The sequence below is a fragment of the Massilia sp. CFBP 13721 genome (assembly GCF_014842025.1).
Classification (GTDB): Bacteria; Pseudomonadota; Gammaproteobacteria; order Burkholderiales; family Burkholderiaceae_D; genus Telluria.
Genome location: NZ_JACYUY010000015.1, coordinates 61,966 through 83,413, shown reverse-complemented (window position 1 = coordinate 83,413; position 21,448 = coordinate 61,966). Strand labels below are relative to the sequence as shown.

General features: G+C 67.5%; 14 protein-coding genes. 4 read left to right on the top strand and 10 right to left on the bottom strand.

Features of this window, described 5'->3' with window-relative positions; all coding sequences use genetic code 11:
- Nucleotides 1-10 precede the first annotated feature (10 nt).
- The 7 genes from IFT60_RS15455 to IFT60_RS15425 form a co-directional block, all read right to left on the bottom strand.
- On the bottom strand, nt 11-1,966 hold the full coding sequence (locus tag IFT60_RS15455; protein WP_192053042.1) for a glycoside hydrolase family 97 protein: 1,956 nt from the start codon (nt 1,964-1,966) through the stop codon (nt 11-13).
- A gap of 44 nt (nt 1,967-2,010) precedes the next feature.
- Nucleotides 2,011-2,781 carry an SDR family NAD(P)-dependent oxidoreductase gene (locus IFT60_RS15450; RefSeq protein WP_192053040.1) on the bottom strand — a complete coding sequence of 257 codons (771 nt, stop codon included), beginning with the start codon at nt 2,779-2,781 and terminating at the stop codon, nt 2,011-2,013.
- A gap of 90 nt (nt 2,782-2,871) precedes the next feature.
- Nucleotides 2,872-3,864 (bottom strand): AraD1 family protein, encoded by a 993-nt coding sequence (gene araD1 / locus IFT60_RS15445; protein WP_192053038.1) that lies wholly within the window; start codon nt 3,862-3,864, stop codon nt 2,872-2,874.
- Nucleotides 3,865-4,038: 174 nt separating this feature from the next.
- On the bottom strand, nt 4,039-5,781 hold the full coding sequence (locus IFT60_RS15440; RefSeq protein ID WP_192053036.1) for an IlvD/Edd family dehydratase: 1,743 nt from the start codon (nt 5,779-5,781) through the stop codon (nt 4,039-4,041).
- A 159-nt stretch (nt 5,782-5,940) separates the two neighbouring features.
- The gene (locus IFT60_RS15435) at nt 5,941-7,446 is read right to left on the bottom strand and encodes a family 43 glycosylhydrolase (protein ID WP_192053034.1); all 1,506 of its coding nucleotides are present in this window, start codon (nt 7,444-7,446) and stop codon (nt 5,941-5,943) included.
- Nucleotides 7,439-8,347, bottom strand: a complete 909-nt coding sequence (locus IFT60_RS15430) for an SMP-30/gluconolactonase/LRE family protein (RefSeq protein WP_192053033.1) — start codon at nt 8,345-8,347, stop codon at nt 7,439-7,441. Before IFT60_RS15430 ends, IFT60_RS15435 begins: the two co-directional genes overlap by 8 nt.
- Nucleotides 8,344-10,668 (bottom strand): glycoside hydrolase family 2 TIM barrel-domain containing protein, encoded by a 2,325-nt coding sequence (locus IFT60_RS15425; RefSeq protein ID WP_192053031.1) that lies wholly within the window; start codon nt 10,666-10,668, stop codon nt 8,344-8,346. The genes IFT60_RS15430 and IFT60_RS15425 overlap by 4 nt, the downstream gene beginning before the upstream one ends.
- Nucleotides 10,669-10,892: 224 nt before the next feature.
- On the opposite strand from IFT60_RS15425, the gene IFT60_RS15420 reads away from it, so the two are divergent.
- The 4 genes from IFT60_RS15420 (at nt 10,893) to IFT60_RS15405 (ending at nt 15,767) form a co-directional block, all read left to right on the top strand.
- Complete coding sequence (locus tag IFT60_RS15420) at nt 10,893-11,951, top strand: UDP-glucose--hexose-1-phosphate uridylyltransferase (RefSeq protein ID WP_192053029.1); 1,059 nt, start codon at nt 10,893-10,895, stop codon at nt 11,949-11,951.
- Between the two features lie 7 nt (nt 11,952-11,958).
- The gene (gene galK, locus IFT60_RS15415) at nt 11,959-13,122 is read left to right on the top strand and encodes a galactokinase (RefSeq protein ID WP_192053027.1); all 1,164 of its coding nucleotides are present in this window, start codon (nt 11,959-11,961) and stop codon (nt 13,120-13,122) included.
- A 20-nt stretch (nt 13,123-13,142) separates the two neighbouring features.
- On the top strand, nt 13,143-14,396 hold the full coding sequence (locus IFT60_RS15410; protein ID WP_192053025.1) for a DUF2264 domain-containing protein: 1,254 nt from the start codon (nt 13,143-13,145) through the stop codon (nt 14,394-14,396).
- A gap of 288 nt (nt 14,397-14,684) precedes the next feature.
- Nucleotides 14,685-15,767 carry a S41 family peptidase gene (locus IFT60_RS15405; protein WP_192053023.1) on the top strand — a complete coding sequence of 361 codons (1,083 nt, stop codon included), beginning with the start codon at nt 14,685-14,687 and terminating at the stop codon, nt 15,765-15,767.
- A gap of 617 nt (nt 15,768-16,384) precedes the next feature.
- Here IFT60_RS15405 and IFT60_RS15400 read toward each other — a convergent pair.
- The 3 genes from IFT60_RS15400 to IFT60_RS15390 are packed head-to-tail and all read right to left on the bottom strand — an operon-like array spanning nt 16,385 to nt 21,284.
- Nucleotides 16,385-18,745, bottom strand: a complete 2,361-nt coding sequence (locus tag IFT60_RS15400; protein ID WP_192053021.1) for a beta-galactosidase — start codon at nt 18,743-18,745, stop codon at nt 16,385-16,387.
- A complete protein-coding gene (locus IFT60_RS15395; protein WP_192053019.1) occupies nt 18,742-19,923 on the bottom strand; it encodes a glycoside hydrolase family 88/105 protein in 1,182 nt (393 codons plus the stop codon). Before IFT60_RS15395 ends, IFT60_RS15400 begins: the two co-directional genes overlap by 4 nt.
- 20 nt (nt 19,924-19,943) lie before the next feature.
- On the bottom strand, nt 19,944-21,284 hold the full coding sequence (locus tag IFT60_RS15390; RefSeq protein ID WP_374001046.1) for a BNR repeat-containing protein: 1,341 nt from the start codon (nt 21,282-21,284) through the stop codon (nt 19,944-19,946).
- Nucleotides 21,285-21,448 lie beyond the last annotated feature (164 nt).

The following is a 21,448-nucleotide window of genomic DNA, read 5'->3' as shown; positions in this document are numbered from 1 at the left end:
TCTCCCTTTTTTATTTGAATACGGCGACGAAGCCGCCATGTGCCTTGATGGTGACCTGCCGCTGTCCGCCGTTGATGGTCTCTTGCACGAACGCGCGCTCGCCGTCGCCGTCGCCGATCAGCTGTCCCGTTTTCGTGCCGACGAAAGAGAGGTCCAGTTGCAGCGTCTTGTCGGCGTCGTCGGCGTTGATGCCCGCGACGTACCAGGCGTTCCCCGCCCTGCGCGCGATGACCGCGTGCCGGCCCGGGTAGCCGTCGACGAATTTCACGTCGTCCCAGCTGCGCGGCAAGTCCTGCAGCAGGGCCTTGACGTAGGGCGGCACGGTCGCCATGCCCTCGGGCGTTTCGGCGAAGTGCTGGATCCCGGACAGGAACAGCACCGACTGCGCCAGCTCGAAGCCGTTGCGCGTGACGCGGCGGATCTTCGGGATGTCGCCGAACACCATCGGCGTGTAGTCCATCGGATCGAACAGGTTGCGCGTGAACGGCAGCATGGCCGCATGGCGCGGCGCGGCGTCCTGGTCGGCCTGGGTGAAGGTGGTGAATTCGAGCCCGCGCACGGCTTCCGCCGTCATCAGGTTGGGCCAGGTGCGCGCCCAGCCGCGCGGCAGCGTGGCGCCATGGAAGTTCACCAGCAGGCCAGCCGCGGCGGCGTCGTTCAGGATGTCGACGTAATAGGCGATCATCGACTGGCCATCGCCGGCGAAGAAGTCGATCTTCACGCCCTTCACGCCCATGCCGGCCAGGCGCGCGAATTCGCGCCGGCGCTGCGCCGGCGTCAGCAACGCGCCCTTCGGGCTGTACTCGGTGCCGTTCCAGGCGCCCGACGAGTTGTACCAGGCCAGCAGGCCGATACCCCGGGTGGCGCCGTAGGCAGCCAGCGCGCGCATCCGGTCGTAGCCGATCTTGCGGTCCCAGTCGGCATCGACCAGGGTGTAATCCCAGCGCATGTCGGCCGCGTAATCGATGAAGCGCTTCTGCACGTCGAATACGGTGGCATCGTCCTTCAGCAGCGCCCAGCTCCAGGAGGCGTGGCCGGGCTGCAGCCTGGCCTTGTCGAAGGCGACCGCGGGCGCGGCGAGGTCGGTGCCCAGCGTCGACTCCATCAGCGTCGCCAGCGAGCCGAGGGCGATGATGCGCCAGGGCGTGACCAGCTCCTTGGTGGTCGCGGCCAGCAGCGCGCCATCCGTGAACACTTCCGGGGCCATCGGCAGGCCGATGCGGAAGGTCCCGCCGGGCGCACGTGGCTGCAGGCGCGAGGCGTGGAAGCTGCCGTCGAGGCCCGCCTCGGTGAGCGCGACCCAGGTGTCGCCGGTGCGAAACAGCGCCGGGAAGACGTAGCCCGCCGCCGGGCAGGTGGTGGAATCCTTCGGGCAGTGCGAATCCTGGCCCGCTGCATCGGCGGCAGCGGCCGGCAGTTCGCGCCGGTAGTGCTCTTCGTAGGAAGGGTTGGTGTTCTTCCACCCGGTGCGGGCGACCGACACCGGTTGCAGCCAGGCCTGCGCCGCGCCGCCGAAGGCGAAGCCCGTGGCTTCGGAGACGAAGCGTTTGGGGCCGGGCGCGCGTACGGCATAGCGGAAGGCGACGCCGTCGTTCGAGACGCGGAAGGTCACCTCCAGCGCCTGGCCCGCGCTATTTCGCAGCGTGACCACCTGTTCGTTCGCCGCGTAGCTGATCTGGCGCCGCTTCCCGACCGCCATCTCGTAGCTGTCGCGGACCGCCGTCACTGGCGAGGTGGCGGCGAGCGCGAGCTTGCCGGCGAAGTCGGCGTTCTCCAGGCGCAGGCCGAGCGGCGATGACAGGATGACGGGCCGGCCGTCGCGTGCGACCTGGTAGGTCAGCGCGCCCGCCGCATCGACGCGCACGTCGACGCCGATGCGGCGGTCCGGACTGGTCAGGGCGGCGGCGCCGGCCTGCGTGCACAGGCCGGCGGCCAGCATCAGCGAGCCAATCTGGATTCGTGTCATGGTATGCCTCAATGGTTTGCGAACAGGGGGTACCGGACGACGGATCAGGTCCAGCCGGCGTCGACGACGAAGTCCTGGGCGGTGCACATCTTGCTGTCGTCGGCGGCGAGGAACAGCACCATCGCGGCGACGTCGTCCGGCATCAGCTTGCCGGGCAGGCATTGGGCGCGCTTGATCTCTTCCTCGGCGGCGGCGTCCACCCACAGCGCGACCTGGCGTTGGGTCATTACCCAGCCCGGCGTCACGGTGTTGACGCGGATGCCGAAGGGACCGAGGTCGCGCGCCAGGCTGCGCGTGAGGCCGATGACGGCGGCCTTGGTGGTGGCGTACACCGGATAGCCGGCGCCCTTGGCGTGCCAGGACATCGAGCTGAAGTTGATGATCGAGCCGCCGCCCTTCCCCTTCATGCCCGCCAGGACCGCCTGCGCGGCGAAGAACATCGGCCGCTGGTTGATGGCGATGCGTTCGTTCCAGTAGTCGAGCGAGACCTCGGCGATGTCGTGACGCTGGTCGTTGGCGGCATTGTTGACCAGGACGTCGAAGTCGCCCAGCTGCGCGGCCAGCTCCGCCATCGTCGCTTGCAGTGCCGGGATGTCGGTGATGTCGCAGTGGCGGAACACCGGCGCAGCCTCTTGGTGGGCGGCGGTCAGGCGCGCCACCAGCTGTTCGCTGGCCTCGCGCGCGATGTCGACAAAGGCGACGGTCGCGCCCTGTGCCACGAAGGCGGCGACCAGCGCCTCGCCGATGCCGGTGCCGCCGCCGGTGATGAATACCCGTTTGCCTTGCAGGCTGGGGTAGCTTGCCGCGCTTGTCATGCTGTCTCCTGTTCTTGTCTATTGGCGCCGGTTCCGGACACGGATGATCGTGCCGCGGCGATCGACGCGTGGACGGCGCAGCCGTCCACCCTACAGTGGCTTTACCGTCACCGGGGCCGCTTCGACGCGCGCGAGCCGGTTGCGCAGCGCGGGGCCGAACAAGGGCGATTCAATCTCGAAGCTTTCGCCCGGTTCGACCACGATGTTGTCGGCCACGCTCAAGGTGGCGGTGCCGAAGAAGTGGACGTGGACGTCGCCGGGGCGCCGGAACAGGCCGTACTTGAAATGGTGGTGCTCGAGGTTGGCGACCGTATGCGACATGTTGTCCTCGCCGCTGACGAAGGCCTTTTCCCAGCGCACCTCCCCGTTCTTGTCGAGGATGCGCGAGGTGCCGGCGACGTGGCGCGGCAGTTCGCCCACGTACAGGGCCGGCCCCAGGCCGCAGCTGCGCAGCTTGGAATGGGCCAGGTACAGGTAGTTCTGGCGCTCGGTGACGTGGTCGGAGAACTCGTTGCCGATGGCGTACCCGAGGCGCCAGGGCTGGCCGTCGGCGCCGATCAGGTACAGGCCGGCGATTTCCGGTTCTTCGCCGCCGTCGAGCGCGAAGCCGGGCATGTCGAGGTCCTGGCCGGTGGCGCGCACAATGGAACCGTCGCCCTTGTAGAACCACTCGGGCTGCACGCCGATGCTGCCGGCCTGCGGCTTGCCGCCTTCGACGCCCATGCGGAACATCTTCATGCTGTCGCTCAGGGTCTCGACGTCGCCGCCGATCTTCTTGTGCATGGCGTCGCGCGTGTCGGCGCTGCCCAGGTGGGTAAGGCCGGTGCCGGTGACGTGGCAGTGGGCGTGGTCGGGGTGGTCGAGCGGGGGCAGGATGCGGCCGGCTTGCAGCAGGGTGTCGTAGGGGATCTGTTGGTCACCGGCGCTGGCGGTGGCCAGTTCGGCCAGCGGCTGGCCGCCGGCGATCGCTGCCGTGGCGAGGTCGCGCGTGGTGGCGTAGCCGTCGATGACGCGGATGGTGTCCCCGTCGAGGATGCCGATGCGGCGGGTGCCGGCGTCGGTTTCGAATTGGATGAGAAGCATGCTGTTGTCTCCACTATTCTTTTAGTTTTCGCGTTTGATCCAATGATCGTTGAACGCGTGGGCGGAAATCCGCCCACCTTACGTCGCCTTGCTATGTGTTAGCGGTCGTGCTTGACCCGTAAGGTGGGCGGATTCTCCGCCCACGCGTTCAAGCCACGTTCGCGCCACTGGGCATCAATGCGAATGCTTCGGCACCGCCGACCCGCGGCAGCCGATCAGGAAATCGAAGTCGCAGCCTTCGTCGGCCTGCAGCACGTGTTCGAGGTAGAGCTGCTGGTAGCCGCTGCGTTTTTCCGGCTTGTGCAGCTCGGCGCGGTCGGCCAGGCGGGCGCGGATTTCCTCGTCCGGCAGCTCGACATTCAGTGCGCCATTCTTGCAGTCGAGCGTGATCCAGTCGCCGTCGCGCACGATGCCGAGCGGGCCGCCATCCATCGCTTCCGGCGCCACGTGCAGCACGACGGTGCCGTAGGCGGTGCCGCTCATGCGCGCGTCCGAGATGCGCACCATGTCGGTCACGCCCTGGGCCAGCAGCTTGGGCGGCAAGCCCATGTTGCCCACTTCGGCCATGCCCGGGTAACCTTTCGGGCCGCAGTTCTTCATCAGGAGCACCGAGTCGGCGTCGACGTCGAGATCCGGGTCGACGATGCGCTGCTTGTAGTGGTCGAAGTCCTCGAACACCACCGCGCGCCCGCGGTGCTGCATCAGCTGGGGCGACGCGGCCGAGGGTTTCAGCACGGCGCCGCGCGGCGCCAGGTTCCCGCGCAGGATGCAGATGCCGCCGTCGGCGACCAGCGGCGTGTCGAGCTGGCGGATCACCTCGTCGTTGTAGATCGGCGCGTCGACGCAGTTCTGCCACAGCGACTGGCCGTTGACGGTGAGCGCGTCGCGGTGCGGCAGCAGGCCGCCTTCGCCGAGGCGGCGGATCACGCCCGGCAAGCCGCCCGCATAATAGAACTCTTCCATCAGGAAGCGCCCCGAGGGCAGCAGGTCGACGATGGTCGGGGTGCCCTTGCCGATGGCCGTCCAGTCTTCCAGGGCGAGCGGCACGCCGACGCGGCCGGCGATCGCCTTCAGGTGGATCACGGCATTGGTCGAACCGCCGATGGCCGCATTCACGCGGATCGCGTTCTCGAAATTCTCGCGCGTGAGGATTTTCGACAGGCGCAGGTCTTCGTGCACCATCTCGACGATGCGGATGCCCGACATGTGCGCCAGCACGTAGCGGCGCGCGTCCACGGCGGGAATCGCGGCATTGTGCGGCAGCGAGGTGCCGAGCGATTCGGCCATGCAAGCCATCGTCGAGGCCGTGCCCATGGTGTTGCAGGTGCCGGCCGAGCGCGAGTGGCCGGCTTCGGCGGCGAGGAAGTCGTGCATGCTGATCTGGCCGCCCTTGGCCTGCTCATGCAACTGCCAGACGGCGGTGCCGGAGCCGATGTCCTTGCCGTTGAGCTTACCGTTCAACATCGGGCCGCCGGTGACGACGATGGTCGGCAGGTCGACGCTGGCCGCGCCCATCAGCAGCGCCGGCGTGGTCTTGTCGCAGCCGACCAGCAGCACGACCGCGTCCATCGGATTGCCGCGAATCGACTCCTCGACGTCCATGCTGGCCAGGTTCCGCGTCAGCATGGCGGTCGGGCGCAGGTTCGATTCGCCGTTCGAAAACACCGGGAACTCGACCGGGAAGCCGCCCGCCTCGAGGATGCCGCGCTTGACGTGCTCGGCGAGCTTGCGGAAGTGGGCGTTGCAGGGCGTCAGTTCGGACCAGGTATTGCAGATGCCGATGATCGGCTTGCCCTGGAATTCATGGTCGGGGATGCCCTGGTTTTTCATCCAGCTGCGGTACATGAAGCCGTTCTTGTCCTGGGTCCCGAACCATGCGGCCGAGCGCAGCGTGGTTTTCTTGTTTTCGTCCGACATGGTGTCCTTTGTCTCCACGGGCCGCCTGCCTTCCCGTCGTTGTTATTGAGCGATGCGATTGAGCGATGCGATTGAGCGATGCGAAAAGTCTAAAGTTCAGAGCAATAACTTTCCAATCACTTATTTCGCCTTACCGATACCGAAATCGATATGTCTAGTTCATTCGCGCACGAGGCTGAAATCGTCCAGGCTGACCCAATCGCCCTCTTTCCCTTCCGTGTACACGCCGACCTGGACGCTGCCGGTCTCGACCCGGATGCCCGGCAGCGTGATCTCGGTCCATGCGCCGACCGGCTTGTCGAGACTGCGTACCAGCTCGGGTCCGCCGTGGCCGCTGGCGTACAGTCGTGCTACGCCCTGCCCGCCGCTGCTGCGTGCCCACACCTTGAGGGTATAGACGCCGTTCGGCAGCGTGACGTTCTGGACCGCGCTGCCCATGGTCTTGCCCGGGTGCCGCAGCGTCAGCGCCCAGCGGCCGGTACGCCCGTCCAGGGTGTTGACGAAGGGTGCGTCCCCGCCCAGGCTGGTCCAGCTGCTGACCCAGCCGGCGACGCCGGTCTGGCGCACCCGGTCGGCCTCGAAGCCGGGATTGAGCAGGTAGTTGTTGCCCTTGCCGACACGCCAGGTGCCGGCGCCGGCGTCCAGGGTGAATTCGCTGAGCGAATTGAAGCTCGGCTCGGCGCCCTTGAACGACAGCGGCGTCCAGATGTTGTAGCCGTGGCCGTTGCCGGCAAAATTGCTCCAGCGGTCGCCTGCATACAGCACCGTGGTCCCGGCCTTGCCCTGCACGGGAATGAAGAAGCCGTTCTGCGACACGTGCGAAAAGTCGGCATCGGTGCCGGGCAGGAGCTTTTCCGGCGTGTAGGGGCCGGTGATGCGCGGCGCGGTCATGTAATAGCTGCGCGACGCGTTCCAGCCATGCAGGTCGGACGAGAAGAAATAATACAGCCCGTCTCGCTTGAACATCGCATTGCCCTCGCGCCCGCCGCCTGGCGCGCGATGGACGTTGGTCGCCGCCTCGACCTGCAGGAAGTCGGACCCGCGCAAGGGCGCGACGTACAGGCTGCGGCGGTCGCCGTTGTTGCTGAAGATGAGGTAAGGCTGGCCGTCGTCGTCGGTGAAGACGGTCTGGTCGCCCGAGGTCGGCGAAGCGACGTTCTCGAGCTTTTCCTGCAGCCGCGCGAACACGAAGGGACCGGTGGGCGCGTCGCTCGTCGCGAACAGCAGGCCGGCGCCAGCCTTGCCGCCGTACTGGATCAGCAGCACGTACTTGCGCGTGAGCTTGTTGTAGACCACGCCCATGCGCCCGAGCCAGGCCTTGGGGTCGGCGAGCTTGCCGAGGCCGGCCGGGGTCAGCACGTCGCCCTCGGGGGTCCAGTTCACCAGGTCGGTTGACGAATAGGCGGTGACGGCGCTGAAGTGAGCGTGCGGCGCGTGCGCACGCGGCGACTTGGCATAAGCAACAGCCTCGTCGTACCTGACGCCGTACCAGTAGTATTTGGCGCCGATCTTGAGCATGCCGCCGCCCTGGGAGTAGATCGGCGTGCCGGCCGTGTCCTTCCAGAAGACGCCGTTGCGGATGGTCGGCTCGGCGGGCGCTTGCGCAAAGCACATCGGCGCGCCCAGGACCAGGGCCAGCGCTGCAAGGCGCAGGTGTTCAATCATCGGAAAACTCCAGGCATTGGTTGTCATGCGGTGGGTGTCCGGCAAAACGGCATTCCTCGACGCCGCGCACGGTCCCAGGAGCCAGCGACAGCAGCGCGCCGTCGGCAGCGGCCGGGTTAACGAGGCCGACGCGCGCGCTGGTGCACAGCAGTCGATCGAGTCCGGGCCCGCCGATGGCAACGCAGCTGGGCTGGCGCGCCGGCGTCTCCACGATGCGCTCGACCGTGCCGTCCGGCGCGTAGCGCACCAGCGCGGCGCCGCCCCACTGCGCATTCCACAGGTAGCCGTCGGCATCGATGCAGGAACCATCGGGTTCGCCCTCGCCCTGCACCCGGGCGAAGATGCGGTCGTTGGCGAGCGACGGATAATCGCAGCAGCGGATCGCCCGCTCGGGCGAATCGCAGTAATAGAGGGTAGCGCCGTCGAGGCTGAAGCAGATGCTGTTGGCGATCGCGACTTTACGCAGCGGCAGGCGCTCGAGCGTCAGGCCCTCGGCATTGAGGCGGTAGAAGGACCCGATCGGCGCTTTCGGCTCCGTTTCGCATAGGGTACCGAACACGAAATTGCCCTGGCGGTCGCAGCGGCCGTCGTTCAGGCGCGTGGGCAGGTCCGGCTCGACGGCGCACAGCGGCGTCAGCTCGCCCGTCCCCAGGTCGAACAAGGCGAGCTGCGACGCCAGTCCCAGCAGCAGCCGGTCGGCGTGACGGGTCAGTGCGAACGAGGCCAGCCGCTCGGGCATGGGCCAGCTGACGGTGGCGTCGCCTTCGAGGTCGTGCGCGTACAGGGTCGCGCCGAGGATGTCGGTCCAGAATACGCGTTCGCTCGTGGCGCACCACAGCACGCATTCGCCGAGCTGGTTGTTTACGTCAGCCACTATATGCAAGTTCGCTCCTTCTCTCATTGGATGGTCCCTTCGAGCGCCCCGGCCCGCGCGGCCAGGCTCGCCTTCCCTGCCCCGACCCGCACCAGCACGCTGGCAATGCCCGCCTCGGTCGTGACCTCAGGACTGCCGACGATCTCCGCACCGCCTGCGTTCGAAAAGCTGACTTGCCGTCCGCTGGTGGGTACCGTGGTACCGTTTGCATCGACCAGGCGCGCACGCACGAAGACCAGGTCGCCGGCGGTCATGGGCACACCAAGGTCATCCCATGCCAGCACCAGCCGCACCGGCTCGCCCGGCGTACGCACACGGTGCTCGGCGACGACGCGGCCGCCGCTGTAGGCCGTGGCCACCAGTTCGCCGGGGGCGAAGGCGCCGGTGTCGAATTCCAGCGGCGGATGTGTCAGGCGCGGATGGGCGGATGCGGGGCGTGCCGTGCGGCGCTCGACCAATGTGCCGTTCAGGCGCAGTTCGACTTCGTCGGCATTCGTGAAGACGCGCACGCGCGGCGACGAATCGGGCTGCCAGTAGCTGGCGATGAAGACCATCGGCCCGCCGCCCCATTGCGGCGAGCGTTCGGCGGCGTCGCGCTGGGAGCGGAAAAACTCGGCCGCGAACTTCGGCAGGCGCTCGATGCTCATCGCACCCGATTCCTCGAGGTCGGTGGCGTAACCGCGCGCGTAGTCGAACATCACCCAGTAGCCGTCCGCAAACGCCGGCGTGGCGGCATTGTCGTCATGGGATTCGGCCACGTTGCGCGCTTGCTGCAGCAGGCGCGCCTCGCCCTGGCCCAGCGACTGGCGGCTGGAGCGGTCGGCGGGCTTCAGGTCGGCCCAGGCGGTCTGGTTCAGGCCCGCGTTCATGGCGTAGTATTCCCAGTCGCCGTATTCGGAGACGATGTAGGGCTTGGCCGGCAGCGCATGCTTGCTGCCCAGCCGGTGCTGGCGCGCCTGCAGGTAGATGTCGTAGGGCTCGGGCACCCAGCCGGCCGAAAAGGCCTGGTCGCCCGGGTATTCGGCGTGCACGGTATCGTGCAGCGCCCGCAGCAGCGCATCGGGCATCTTCGTCTCGTTGAGCGAACATTCCCAGGCCAGCACGCTCGGATGGTTGCGGTCGCGCCGGATCATGTCGGCGCAGGTACGCAGCACTTGCCGGCCAAAGGCCGGGTCGGGATTGTAGAACTGCCAGCCGGGAATGCCGGGCACCACCATCAGGCCAAGCTCGTCGGCCGCCGCCATGAAGGCCGGCGACTGCGGATAGTGCGACAGCCGCACGTAGTCGAAGCCATGCTTCTTGATCAGCAGCGCATCGCGCCGGTCCGCCCCTTCCGACAGGGCGTAGCCGACGTACGGATACTCCTGGTGGCGGTTAACGCCGCGCAGCTGCAGCGGCGCGCCGTTGAGCAGCAGGCGCCCGCCCTCGAAGGCGAGGCGGCGCACGCCGATGCGGGTCGTTACGCGGTCGGCAGCGCCGCTGCCGCGTAGCGTCGTCGTCAAATCATACAGATTCGGCGCCCGCGGCGACCACAGCTTAGGTCGAGCGAGTTTCAGTGCAGTGGTGACGTGGCGCCGTTCGCCGGCAGCCAGGCGCACCTGCTGCTGCCCCTGCGCGACCTGCCGGCCCTGCCAGGCCAGCGCATGGCGCAGCGTGACCGTGCGCGCCTGCGCCGCGGTGTTGGCGACCTCGGTTCGCACCTGCACCACGGCCGCCGACTTGTCCGCCTGGGGATAGGTGACGAACACGCCGCCCCCGCCCGGCGTATTCGACAGCATCTCGTCGGTGATGTGCAGCGCCGGCTTGATGATCAAGCTTACGCCGCGGTAGATGCCGCCGTGCTGGATGTAGTCGAGCTGCTTGAGCGGCTTCGGGCCGGTGATCGGGTTGTCTTCGTTGTTGGCGCGTACCACCAGCTCGTTGTCGCCGCGCGCGTTGAGGGCGTCGGTGATGTCGAAGGCGAACGGCAGGTAACCGCCCAGGTGCTGGCCCAGATGCCGGCCGTTGAGCCAGACGTCGGCCACGTTCATCACCGCCTCGAAGCGCAGGATGGCGCGCTCGCCCGGGCGCAGGCTGACCTGCAGGCGCTTTTTATAGAACACGGTACCCTGCCACGGCGCGCTGGGCACGCGCGGCTCGATGCGCGCCGCATGCGGCAGGTCGACCCGGGTCCAGGCGCCGGCGGGCACCGCCTCCACCGTGGCGGCGCTACGCGCGTCATCGCGGTGGAACAGCCAGGACGCGTTCAGGCTGGTGGTGGCCGCATGCGCCTGGCCGACGGCCATGAAGGAGACGAAGAGGAACAGTACGGCGGCTACGCGCCATGCGAAGGAGTCGGCAGAAATCATCGTGATGCATTCATCAACATGAACGGGCTGCCAGTCTATGCAGGGGCTGGCCGCCGCCGCAAGCAAAACAGGGGTTCGGCGCCGGATTTGGTATAAATGATCAGCCCATTGAGAGTTTCGCCAGCTCCTTGGTCATGGATTGATTTTTGTGCAAAGATTCCGCCGCCGCCATGCTCAGCATGGGGCGGCACTGCTGAGAACTTTTTACCTGAAAAGAGGAACCCATGTTCAACCCTTCGGATGATCCCCACCGCCGCTACAACCCCCTGATGGGCGAATGGGTGCTGGTGTCGCCGCACCGCGCCAAGCGTCCGTGGCAGGGCCAGCAGGAAGCCGTCGACCGCACGGTGCAGCCCGCCCACGACCCGTCCTGCTATCTGTGCGCCGGCAATACGCGCGTCAACGGCGAGCAGAATCCGTCGTACGAAGGCACTTATGTGTTCACCAACGACTTCGCCGCCCTGAAAGCCGACACGCCCGACGCCGCGCCCGGCGCCGACCCGCTGTTCCAGACCATGAGCGTGCGCGGCACCAGCCGCGTCATCTGCTTCTCGCCGGACCACGGCAAATCGCTGCCGCTGCTGACCCTGCCGGCGATCGAAGCCGTGATCGACACCTGGTGCGAACAAGCCGCGGAACTCGGCGCCAGCCACCGCTGGGTGCAGGTATTCGAGAACAAGGGCGCCGTGATGGGCTGCTCGAATCCGCACCCGCACGGACAGATCTGGGCCAGCAGCTTCCTGCCCGACCTGCCGGCCACCGAAGACGTCCAGCAGCGCGACTACTTCGCGCAGCAGGGCAAGCCGATGCTGCTCGACTACGTGGAGCGCGAAGCGGCATCCGGCGAACGCGTCGTCGTCAGCACCGAACATTGGCTCGCCGTGGTGCCCTACTGGGCCAGCTGGCCGTTCGAAACCCTGCTGCTGCCGCGCTTCGCGGTCAAGCGCCTGGAAGACCTGAATACCGAGCAGCGCGCCGACCTGGCGCTGGCCCTGCGCCAGCTCACCATCCGCTACGACAACCTGTTCCAGTGCTCCTTCCCGTACTCGATGGGCTGGCACGGTGCGCCGTATGGAGACGACGACACGGCGCCATGGCAGCTGCACGCCCACTTCTACCCGCCCCTGCTGCGCTCGGCCTCGGTGCGCAAGTTCATGGTCGGCTTCGAGATGCTGGCCGAGACCCAGCGCGACCTGACGCCGGAACAGGCGGCCGCCCAGCTGCGCGCGGTATCGGACGTTCACTATCTGCACGCCACCGACGCGAATAACCAACAACGATAACTAAAACATGCCCAATTCTCCCATGGCCCGTGCGGCCGCCATTTTCCATGCCGCCTTTGGCGAAGCCGAGTCGATCCGCGTCCAGGCGCCGGGCCGCGTCAACCTGATCGGCGAACATACCGACTACAACGATGGCCTGGTGCTGCCCTGCGCGATCGACTACCGCACCGTGATCGTGGCGCGCCAGCGCGACGACCACCTGGTGCGCGTGGTGGCCGCCGACTACGACGGCGCCATCGACGCATATTCGCTCGACGCGCCGATCGCGCGCCTGGACGCGCCGATGTGGGCCAACTACGTGCGCGGCGTCATCGACGAGATGGTGCGGCGTGGACTGCCGATGCGCGGCATGGACCTGGCCATTGCCGGCGACGTTCCGCAAGGCGCCGGCCTGTCGTCGTCGGCGTCGCTGTCGGTGGCGGTGTGCCGGCTGTTCGCGTCGCTGCCGGGCTTCGAAGGCTGGACGCCGATCGACCTGGCGCTGATCGCCCAGCGCGCCGAAAACGACTTCGTCGGCTGCAAGTGCGGCAACATGGACCAGATCAGTTCCGCCGCCGGCATCCAGGACCATGCCCTGATGATCGACTGCCGCTCGCTGGCGGTGGAACCGGTGCCGATTCCGGCCGGCGCCGCGATCATGATCTTCAATTCGCAGGTCACGCGTGGCCTGGTCGACAGCGCCTACAACACGCGCCGCCTGCAATGCGAGGAGGCGGCGCGCCATTTTGGCGTGCCCGCCCTGCGCGACGTCGACATGGCCATGCTCGATGCGCGCGGCGCCGAGCTCGACCCGATCGTGCTGCGCCGTGCGCGTCACGTCGTCACCGAGAACGCACGCGTGGCCGCGGCGGCGCAGGCGCTGGCCGCCGGCGACCTCGAACGCATGGGCGAGCTGATGGCCGCTTCGCATGCCTCGATGCGCGACGACTTCGAGATCACCGTGCCGCCCATCGACCAGCTGGTCGGCATCGTCAAGGACGTGATCGGCAACGCCGGCGGCGTGCGCATGACCGGCGGCGGCTTCGGCGGCTGCGTGGTGGCGCTGGTGCCGCAGGCGCTGGTCGAGACGGTGCGCGCGGCGGTTGGAGAAAGCTACCGTGCCCCGAACGGCGAGGCTGCCACGATCTACGTGTGCCGCGCCGCCGGCGGCGCCGGCCTGGCGACAGTGTGACGCGCGTGGCCGGGCAGCACATGGAACGACGACACTTCATGCGCATGGTGGCGGCCGGATCGGCCAGCGGTGCGCTGGCGACGGCCGGCGCCGCCGTGCCGGCTGTTACACCCACGGGCGAGCGTGCCTTCATGGCCGGCCTGCTGCAGAAAATGGCCGAGCCGGTGCTGTCGAACATGGCCAACGGCACACTGCAAAAGCACTTTGCGCTGGAACTGAGCCCGACCTGGGACGGGCGCGACCGCCGCGTCGCCTACCTCGAATGCTTCGCGCGCCTGATGGCGGGCGCGGCGCCCTGGCTGGCACTGCCCGCGACCGACACGGCGGAGGGCCGCACCCGGCGCCGCCTGCAGCAGCTCGCCCTGCAAAGCTACGTGAACGCGGTCGATCCCGCCAGCCCGGACTACCTGGCGTGGAAAGGCGGCGGCCAGGCACTGGTCGATTCGGCCTATTTCACGAATGCGCTGATGCGCGCGCCAGGCGTGCTGTGGGACCCGCTCGACAGCGTTACCAAGGGGCGCATCGTCGCCGAAATCAAGGCGCTGCGCCGCATCGATCCGCCCTACATCAACTGGCTGCTGTTCGCCGCGATGAACGAAGCCTGGCTGCTTTCCATCGGCGAGGAACACGACCCGATGCGCCTGAACGGCGCGATCCGCAAGATCAACGAATGGTATGTCGGCGACGGCTGGGTCAAGGATGGCGACGCCTTCCACTTCGACTATTACGGCGCCTTTGTCATGCATCCGATGATGGTCGAGATCCTGGAAGTGCTGGCGCGCTTCAAGGCGCCGTTCTGGAACGCCAAGCCGGCGGAATTGCACGCCCAGGCCCTCAAGCGCATGCAGCGCTACGCCGAGCACCTGGAACGCTTCGTCTCGCCCGAGGGCAGCTTTCCGCCGATCGGCCGCTCGCTGACCTACCGCACCGCCGCCTTCCAGCCGCTGGCGCTGCTGGCCTGGCGCAAGCAGCTGCCGGCCAGCCTGCCCGAGGGCCAGGTGCGCGCCGCCATGCATGCGGTGCACAAGGCGATCTGGAGCGAGCCGGGCAACTTCACCCGCGACGGTTATCTCACCATCGGCTTCGTCGGCCACCAGCCGCAACTGGGCGACTGGTATTCCAACAACGGCAGCATGTACATCGCCTCGGCCAGCTTCCTGCCGCTCGGCCTGCCCGAGACCGATTCCTACTGGACGGCGCCAGCGCAGGCGTGGACCCAGAAGAAGGCGTTCGCCGGGCAGCCGTTTGCCAAGGATTATCCGGTCAAGTACTAGCGCCTGAAGCATTCAGGCGCGTCCCCCGCAAGCCACTTCCCGAGCGCTTTCGCTGCCCCATTCGTGGGGCGGTCTCGTCTTGCGCTTGTTCCGATCCGATTCGCTTCTGCGCTGAATCCCCACGCCAGCCGAACCTCCCCACAAGTACGCCAGAGACGCAGTAATAATTGCTAGTACATAGCAATGGTTGTGCCATTCTCAATTCACATCGTTACCTCATCGATGAAGAAATCGTTTCTGATGCGCCTGATTCCACATTAACCCACGTGCTACAGCCAGAGGATGAAAATGAAAAAAAAATGGATCGTCATCCCGTCTTTGCTGGTGCTGACCGCAATCGGCGCCCTTGCCACCTTGCCCCTGTGGCGGCCACTATGGGACGACTTGCGTCCACCGCCGAAGGTCGTCGTCGACAGCGCAATGCGGGTGCAGGCAATCGATGCGCTGGTGGCGAAGCTGAACGATCACTATGTCTTTCCCGACAAGGCCAGGCAGATGGAAGCGGTGCTGCGCCGGCGCCAGCAGGAGGGCAAGTACGATGGGTTCACGGATGGCAGAGCGCTGGCAAAGCAGCTCACTGACGACCTGCGCGGCGTCGCCCGTGACCTGCATATGTCGGTCTGGTTCAGCGCCCGGCCGGTGCCGCACGACGATGCCGTGAAGCCGCCACCGGCGTCGCAAGCGGAGTGGGAACAGCGTACCAACCTGCTCGTGCGCCTGCTCATGCGCCGCAGGGCAAACGAGAGCGTGGAACAGGTCGAGCACCTGAGCCCCAACATCGGCTACCTGAAGTTGTCCGGCTTCCCGCCCGATTTCCTCATGACCGAAAAATACGCCACGACGATGAACGAACTTGCCGGCACCGACGGCCTCATCGTCGACCTGCGCAGCAACGGCGGCGGCACGCCGCAAGCGGTGGCCCTGCTGGCCAGCTATTTCGTCGACGGGCGTACGCGCCTGAACGACATCTGGGACCGCAATACCGGCATCAGCACGCAGCAGTGGACCCAAGACACGCTGGGCGGCAAACGCTATGGCGGCACGAAGCCGGTCCTGATCCTGGCTGGCCCCGGCACGATGTCCGCCGGCGAAGACTTCGCCTACACGATGCAGGCCATGAAACGCGCCACGGTAATCGGCGCGCGCACCTGGGGCGGCGCCCACCCCGCTCGTCCTTATCGGATTGCCGAGCATTTCCTGGCCGTGATACCGAGCCGACGCACCATCAGCCCGATCACCCAGGGAAACTGGGAAGGCGTGGGCGTCATTCCGGACATCGCGGCGAAGCCCGACGACGCGCTGGCGGTGGCCAGGGAACTCATGCAGCGTCGGCTCGACCGCTCCGCTCCGCTTGCCGCCGCGGGACGGTAAAGGTTGGGTCGTTACCCCGGTATGGCCAACCGCCCTGCCGGTGCAGCAGGCCGTAGGGTGGGCGCCCCGAGCCCACGCGGTGCACCGTATCCGTTTGCATGCGGCAGCGATGTTTCCGGGACGTGATCGACGCGCGCCATAGTTCCACGCCGCGTACGTGCCGACCCCGAACCGCGTGGGCACAGGGGCGCCCACCCTACGATATGCAGCAGGGCGTAGGGTGGGCGGCTCCACCCGGACGCATGCACCCACGCTGCCGTGCGCCGCCCACGCGTTCAACCACCGCGTGATACCTCGCGACGAATCGCCTGCTGGTTGAACGCGTGGGCGGCAGTCAGGCAGCAGGTACGCATACGCCTGGGTATAGCCGCCCACCCTACAGGTATATCGGACACGTAACTGTAGCGTTCAACCGCCGGGTCATACCTCGCGACGACTCGCGCGCCGCGTGAACGCGTGGCCGGCGCACACGTCGCTACGACGCACGATCCCGGGTGGAGCCGACCACCTTACCGATGCAACAGGACGTAGGGTGGTCGGCTCCACCCCAACGCGTGCGGCCACGCTGCGGATGCGCCGCCCACGCGTTCAGCCACCGGGTGATACCTCGCGACGCATCAGATCGGCGCCACCAGCTTGTCGCCCATATACACCCGATAATGCCGGATACGTCCGGTCACCCCGTCCGCGCCCTGGCGCGGCGTGTAGCGCAGGCCGCTCACCTCGACCCGGCCACCGAGGTCGATGATCAGGCGGTGCGGATGGCCGCCTGCCGGGGTCTTGCCGCTGTAGCGCGTGTGCCAGTGGTCGCTGGCCTGGCCGTTGATGGCGTTGAGCGCCGAGCCGTCTTCCTTGCCGGCTTCTTCGCTGCTGGCGTAGGCGATGGTCCAGGCGGACTGGTTCAGCGTCTTGCCGGACGCATCGAGCAGCGCGATCTCGGCCACCGCGGCGAAGTCCTTGCCGTCGAAGGCGTCGAGCGACTCGAGGCAGAACTGGCGGCCGGCGACAAGCCGGCCAAAGCGCACGTCCTGGCGCGCGGCGCCGGGCGCGAATTCGCCCTCGTGGATGGGCGCCACGCCGTCGAGCTGCGGGCGCACCTTGCTCGCCGGCCGCGGCAGGTCGCGCTCGGGATGCAGCTGGTCGAGGATCGGCAGCTTCACGCCCGTGATGGTGGCGCGGCGCGGCCCGGTCAGGTCGAGCACCACCACCTCGTTGCGTCCGCGCTTCATCCACGGCCCCGGCAGGTACATGGTCTGGGTCGGGCCGATGCTCCAGTAGCGCCCCAGGCAGCGGCCGTTGATCCAGACGATGCCCTGGCCCCAGCCGGACATGTCGAGGAAGGTATCTCCCGTCTCACGGACCTCGAAGCCGCCACGCCAGAACGCCGGCCCCTTGGCGCGCCCGCGCTTGAAGGCGAGCGGCGGCAGCTGTCCGTCGGCGTCGAAGTCGATGGCACGGATCGTCCAGCCTTCGACTGCCTGCGGCGCGCCCCCTTGCGGCACGAAGCGCACCGGCCCGTGCAAGCCCTTGCGGTCATGGATCTCGACGCCGAAGTTTACGCGCGCGATCGTGTAGAGCAGGATATCGATTGTGACCGGCCTGGTGCGCGCCGGCAGGTCGACGTGGAAGCGGCGCTGGCGCGTGTCCATCGTGCCGACCTCGCGGCCATCGACATACACCCAGGCCAGGTCGCGCACGCGCGCCGCTTCCAGCACTCCGGCCGGGCCGGCCGGCAGCGTGACCCGGTACGCCACCAGGCCGCGGCTGATGTCGTACTGTTCGATCGGGCGCGGCGACACGGCGCGGATCGCGCGCCGCGGCAGGTTGGCGAACACGCCCGCCGATTCGCTCAAGGCGAATTCGCCGATGGCGATCACCGGCAGCGGCGCCGGTGCGGGCGGCAGCGTCTCTCCGGCCGCGAGGAAGGGGCGGATGCCGTCGCGGTACGCCTGGAATTTTTCGCCGACCCAGCCGGCTTCGCTGATCGGCGCGTCGTAGTCGTAGCTGGTCGTATCCGGCCGAAACGGCCGGTCGCAACCGCCCCACAAGCCGAAGGTGGTGCCGCCGTGCGCCATGTACAGGCTGAACGAGCCGTTCGCCGCCAGCATGGTCTTGATGTCGGCCACCGCCTTGTCGGCGCTGCCGCGGCGGTGCGGCGCGCCCCAGGTGTCGAACCAGCCGGAATAGTATTCGCCGCACATCAGCGGCCCTTGCTGGACCGCGGCCAGCGCCTTGAAGCCCGCTTGCGGGTCGCTGCCGAAATTCGCCACCGAGAACAGCTCGGGAATATGGGTCTTCGCCACCGCATTCGTCGGATTGCACTGGAACAGCGGCACGTCGAAGGCGTCGAGCAGGATCGCGCGCATGGCGCGCATGTAGTCGAGGTCTTCGCCGAAAAAGCCGTATTCGTTCTCGACCTGCACCATCAGGATCGGACCGCCGCGGCTGACCTGCTGCGGTCCCAGCACCCGGCCGACTTCCGCCAGCCAGCGCCGTACCGGCCGCGTGAAGCGTTCGTCGCGCGTGCGCAGGAAGGCGTCGCCTTCGTGCTTGAGCAGCCACCAGGGCAGCCCGCCCATTTCCCATTCGGCGCAGGCATACGGGCCCGGACGCAGGATCACCCACAGGCCTTCGGCCTGGGCCAGGCGGCAGAACTCGGCGGCGTCGCGCTGGCCGCGCCAGTCGTATCTCCCCTCGCGCCATTCGTGGTAATTCCAGAACAGGTAGGCGCAGACGGTATTCAGGCCCATCGCCTTGATCGCCTGCAAGCGGTGGCGCCAGTATTCGCGCGGCACGCGGGCAAAGTGCATTTCGCCGCAGCGGATCTGGAGCGGTTTGCCGTCGAGGAGGAAATCGCTTGTCCCGATCGAGAAACGGGCGGCGGCGTCCTGGGCCTGCACAGGGGCGGCGAAGGGCAGCAAGGCGCCGCCAATGGCGACGCCTTGCAACAGGCGGCGGCGTTGAGGATGCATGGTCATGCTGGTCCCTGTGCGTTGTTGTCGATGAACCTGGTCATTTCGGCCGCGGCCAGCAGGAAGGCGCCCACGCCAAACGGCGCGGTCGATTCGCGGTCGACCACCTGGCCGGGAATCGCGCGTTCGCCGATCGGCTGCACGTAGCCCAGCTTGCCGCTCGGCTGCAGCGCCACCTGGGTCAGGAAGCGCCAGCTCCTTTCCACCAGCGGCGCATGGGTGGCGCGATCCAGCACACCATGGTTCATCCCCCACAGGAAGCCATAGGTGAAGAAGGCGGTGCCGCTGGTTTCGGGGCCGGGCGCATGCGCCGGGTCGAGCAGGCTGCGCGTCCAGTAGCCGTCGGCCTGCTGCGCGGCGCGCAGCGCCACGGCCATGCGCCGGAAGCGGTCCAGGCAGAGCGTGTACGCGGGATGGTCGCGCGGCAGGTCGGCCAGCACCTTGGCCAGGCCGGCGAACACCCAGCCATCGCCACGCGCCCAGAAATCCTTGCCCCCGTTCGCGCTCTTGTGCTTCGGGTAGACGTATTTCGCGTCGCGGTAGTACAGGCCGGCCTCGGCGTCGAACATCAGCTGATCGGCGTACAGGAAGTACGCGTGCAGCTTGTCGAGATAGCGGCGCTCGCCGGTCAGCTTGTACAGTTTGGTCATGACCGGCATCACCATGTACAGCCCGTCCGCCCACCACCAGTAGTCCTTGTTCGGCGTTCCCATCTGGTAGTCCATCACCTCAAGTGCGCGTGCGATCTTGCGTGGTTCCTTGCTTGGGTCGAGCCGGTACAGGTCGATATAGGTCTGGAAGCAGATCTGCCAGTCGCCGAACAGCACGTACTCGTCCTTTTCGCCGTAGCTGTACTTCCAGGCGCGCCGGTCGTTCGAGCGGGCGCCGCTCCAGCCATTGTGTTCGGCCCAGGCGGTGGAATACTGGCGCCAGGTCTCGTCGCCGGTCAGCGCGTACGCTTCCATGTTCCCGGTGTGGTAGGCGGCGACGTCCCAGAACGCCCACAACGTGGACGCGTTGGTGCGCTGCCAGTAGCCGTTGGCCAGCCGCAGGGCGGCCAGCACTTCGGCTTTGGTCGTGCCGACCGGGGTGGCGGCGGACGGCGCCGGCCGGATCGCGCAGCCCGAGGCCAGCACGCTGGCGCCGGCCAGCGCCGCCTTCAGGGAAAGTCGTCGTGTCGTCATGTGTCCTTGGCGTGGGGATGTCAAAAGCGCGGCGTCCATTGCAGGACCCGCACCGGCGAAGGCGCGGCGTCGCTCCTGCCTTCGCCGTCGACCTGGTCGACGTGTTGCAGGAACAGGTTCAGTTCACCCGAGCGCTTCCACAGCTCGGTGTCGAAGCTCGGCTCCCAGGCGCCGACCGCGTCGTCGGTGAGGTCGCGCACGCGCCAGCGGCCAGCGCGGAAATCGTCGATGGTGACCGCCGACACCTTGCTGCCACGCTCGGCGTCGCGGAAGACCAGCACACCAGCCGGCTTGTCGGCGCGGATGTCGAGCATGATCTGCGGGCGCGAGATCGGAATCGCCTTGGTGCCCTGGCCGCTGAGCGAGAACGGCGCCTTGCGAAAGCCGAGGTCGAGCCGCTGCCACGCCTTGCCGTCGTGGTACACGACGCGGTACTGGGGCGTGGCCGAAGCGGCGTCGCGCCAGTAGCTGGCGATGTAGGGATTGCCCTGGCGGTCGGCCGCCATCGCCGTCTGGTTGATCAATTCGCTGTTCTGCGGGATACGGGCGGCATACTCGGCGCTGGCCGCCGTCACCGGCAGCGCCTGGCGTACGCCGGCCGAGGTTTCCCAGCTCACGCCGCCGTCGCGCGAGCGCGCGTAGCCGAGGTCGTGGTTGCTGGCGACGTCGGGCGACTCGCGCCAGACCCAGGACAGGTGGAAGGTGCCGGCATGGTCGAGGAAGGCTTGCCAGTAGGCGTTACGCTTTCCTTCCCCGCTGATCAGGTTATCGTGCAGGCGGGTCCAGGTGCCGCGCGCGACGTCGTAGCGGTTCATGACCAGGTTGCCGCGGCCGGAGCCGCCGTCGCGGTACAGGAACAGCAGGTTGCCGTCTAGCAGACGGTAGAACTCGGGATACGATACCGAGCCCTCGTTCTTGCCCGTCATCGGCATGCGCGCGCCCAGTTCCAGCGCGCCGGGACGCACCGCTTTCGCATAGCGCAGGCCGTGGTTGTGGTGGTCCCAGGCCATGTGCAGGACACCGGCGCCGTCGACCATGATGCTGATGCTGTTGTGGGCATCGCGCACGTTGCCGCGGTACTGGGTGCGCGCCAGTTCCCAGCGCGTGGCGCCGAGGGTGCGCTTGCCGAGGACGACGACGCCGTCCTGGTCGTAGAAGGCGATGAACTGGGTATCGCCGTGGGTGACCAGCGAATTCTTGCGGAAGACGACGGCGTTGACCGAATTGCCGGCCCAGCCGGGGGCGACGTCGACCAGGCTGACGGCGTCTTGCGGCGCGGCGGCGCAGCCAATCAGCAGGATGGAAACCGGCAGGATGGCGGCCAGCAAAGGAACGGCCGTACGGCTGGGGATCTTTATCACGTCGGCTCGAGGGTGCATACTGAATCGCCAACCTTACTACGTCGGTGTTTTTCGGTGTGATCAGATTGTTGACGTAATGCGCATACGCGGATCAGGGCCTGGCATTTTCCGCTCGGCCCCGTAGGGTGGGCGGCTACACCTTTGCGCTTGCCAGCCTGCTGCCT

Bases quoted from the DNA above. Each gene is read 5' to 3' on its own strand.
- IFT60_RS15430 (WP_192053033.1), bottom strand. From the start codon at position 8,347: ATGAGAGAAGGAGCGAACTTGCATATAGTGGCTGACGTAAACAACCAG.
- IFT60_RS15450 (WP_192053040.1), bottom strand. From the start codon at position 2,781: ATGACAAGCGCGGCAAGCTACCCCAGCCTGCAAGGCAAACGGGTATTC.
- IFT60_RS15395 (WP_192053019.1), bottom strand. From the start codon at position 19,923: ATGACGACACGACGACTTTCCCTGAAGGCGGCGCTGGCCGGCGCCAGC.
- galK (WP_192053027.1), top strand. From the start codon at position 11,959: ATGCCCAATTCTCCCATGGCCCGTGCGGCCGCCATTTTCCATGCCGCC.
- IFT60_RS15420 (WP_192053029.1), top strand. From the start codon at position 10,893: ATGTTCAACCCTTCGGATGATCCCCACCGCCGCTACAACCCCCTGATG.
- IFT60_RS15440 (WP_192053036.1), bottom strand. From the start codon at position 5,781: ATGTCGGACGAAAACAAGAAAACCACGCTGCGCTCGGCCGCATGGTTC.
- IFT60_RS15435 (WP_192053034.1), bottom strand. From the start codon at position 7,446: ATGATTGAACACCTGCGCCTTGCAGCGCTGGCCCTGGTCCTGGGCGCG.
- IFT60_RS15455 (WP_192053042.1), bottom strand. From the start codon at position 1,966: ATGACACGAATCCAGATTGGCTCGCTGATGCTGGCCGCCGGCCTGTGC.
- araD1 (WP_192053038.1), bottom strand. From the start codon at position 3,864: ATGCTTCTCATCCAATTCGAAACCGACGCCGGCACCCGCCGCATCGGC.
- IFT60_RS15405 (WP_192053023.1), top strand. From the start codon at position 14,685: ATGAAAAAAAAATGGATCGTCATCCCGTCTTTGCTGGTGCTGACCGCA.
- IFT60_RS15400 (WP_192053021.1), bottom strand. From the start codon at position 18,745: ATGACCATGCATCCTCAACGCCGCCGCCTGTTGCAAGGCGTCGCCATT.
- IFT60_RS15425 (WP_192053031.1), bottom strand. From the start codon at position 10,668: ATGATTTCTGCCGACTCCTTCGCATGGCGCGTAGCCGCCGTACTGTTC.
- IFT60_RS15410 (WP_192053025.1), top strand. From the start codon at position 13,143: ATGGAACGACGACACTTCATGCGCATGGTGGCGGCCGGATCGGCCAGC.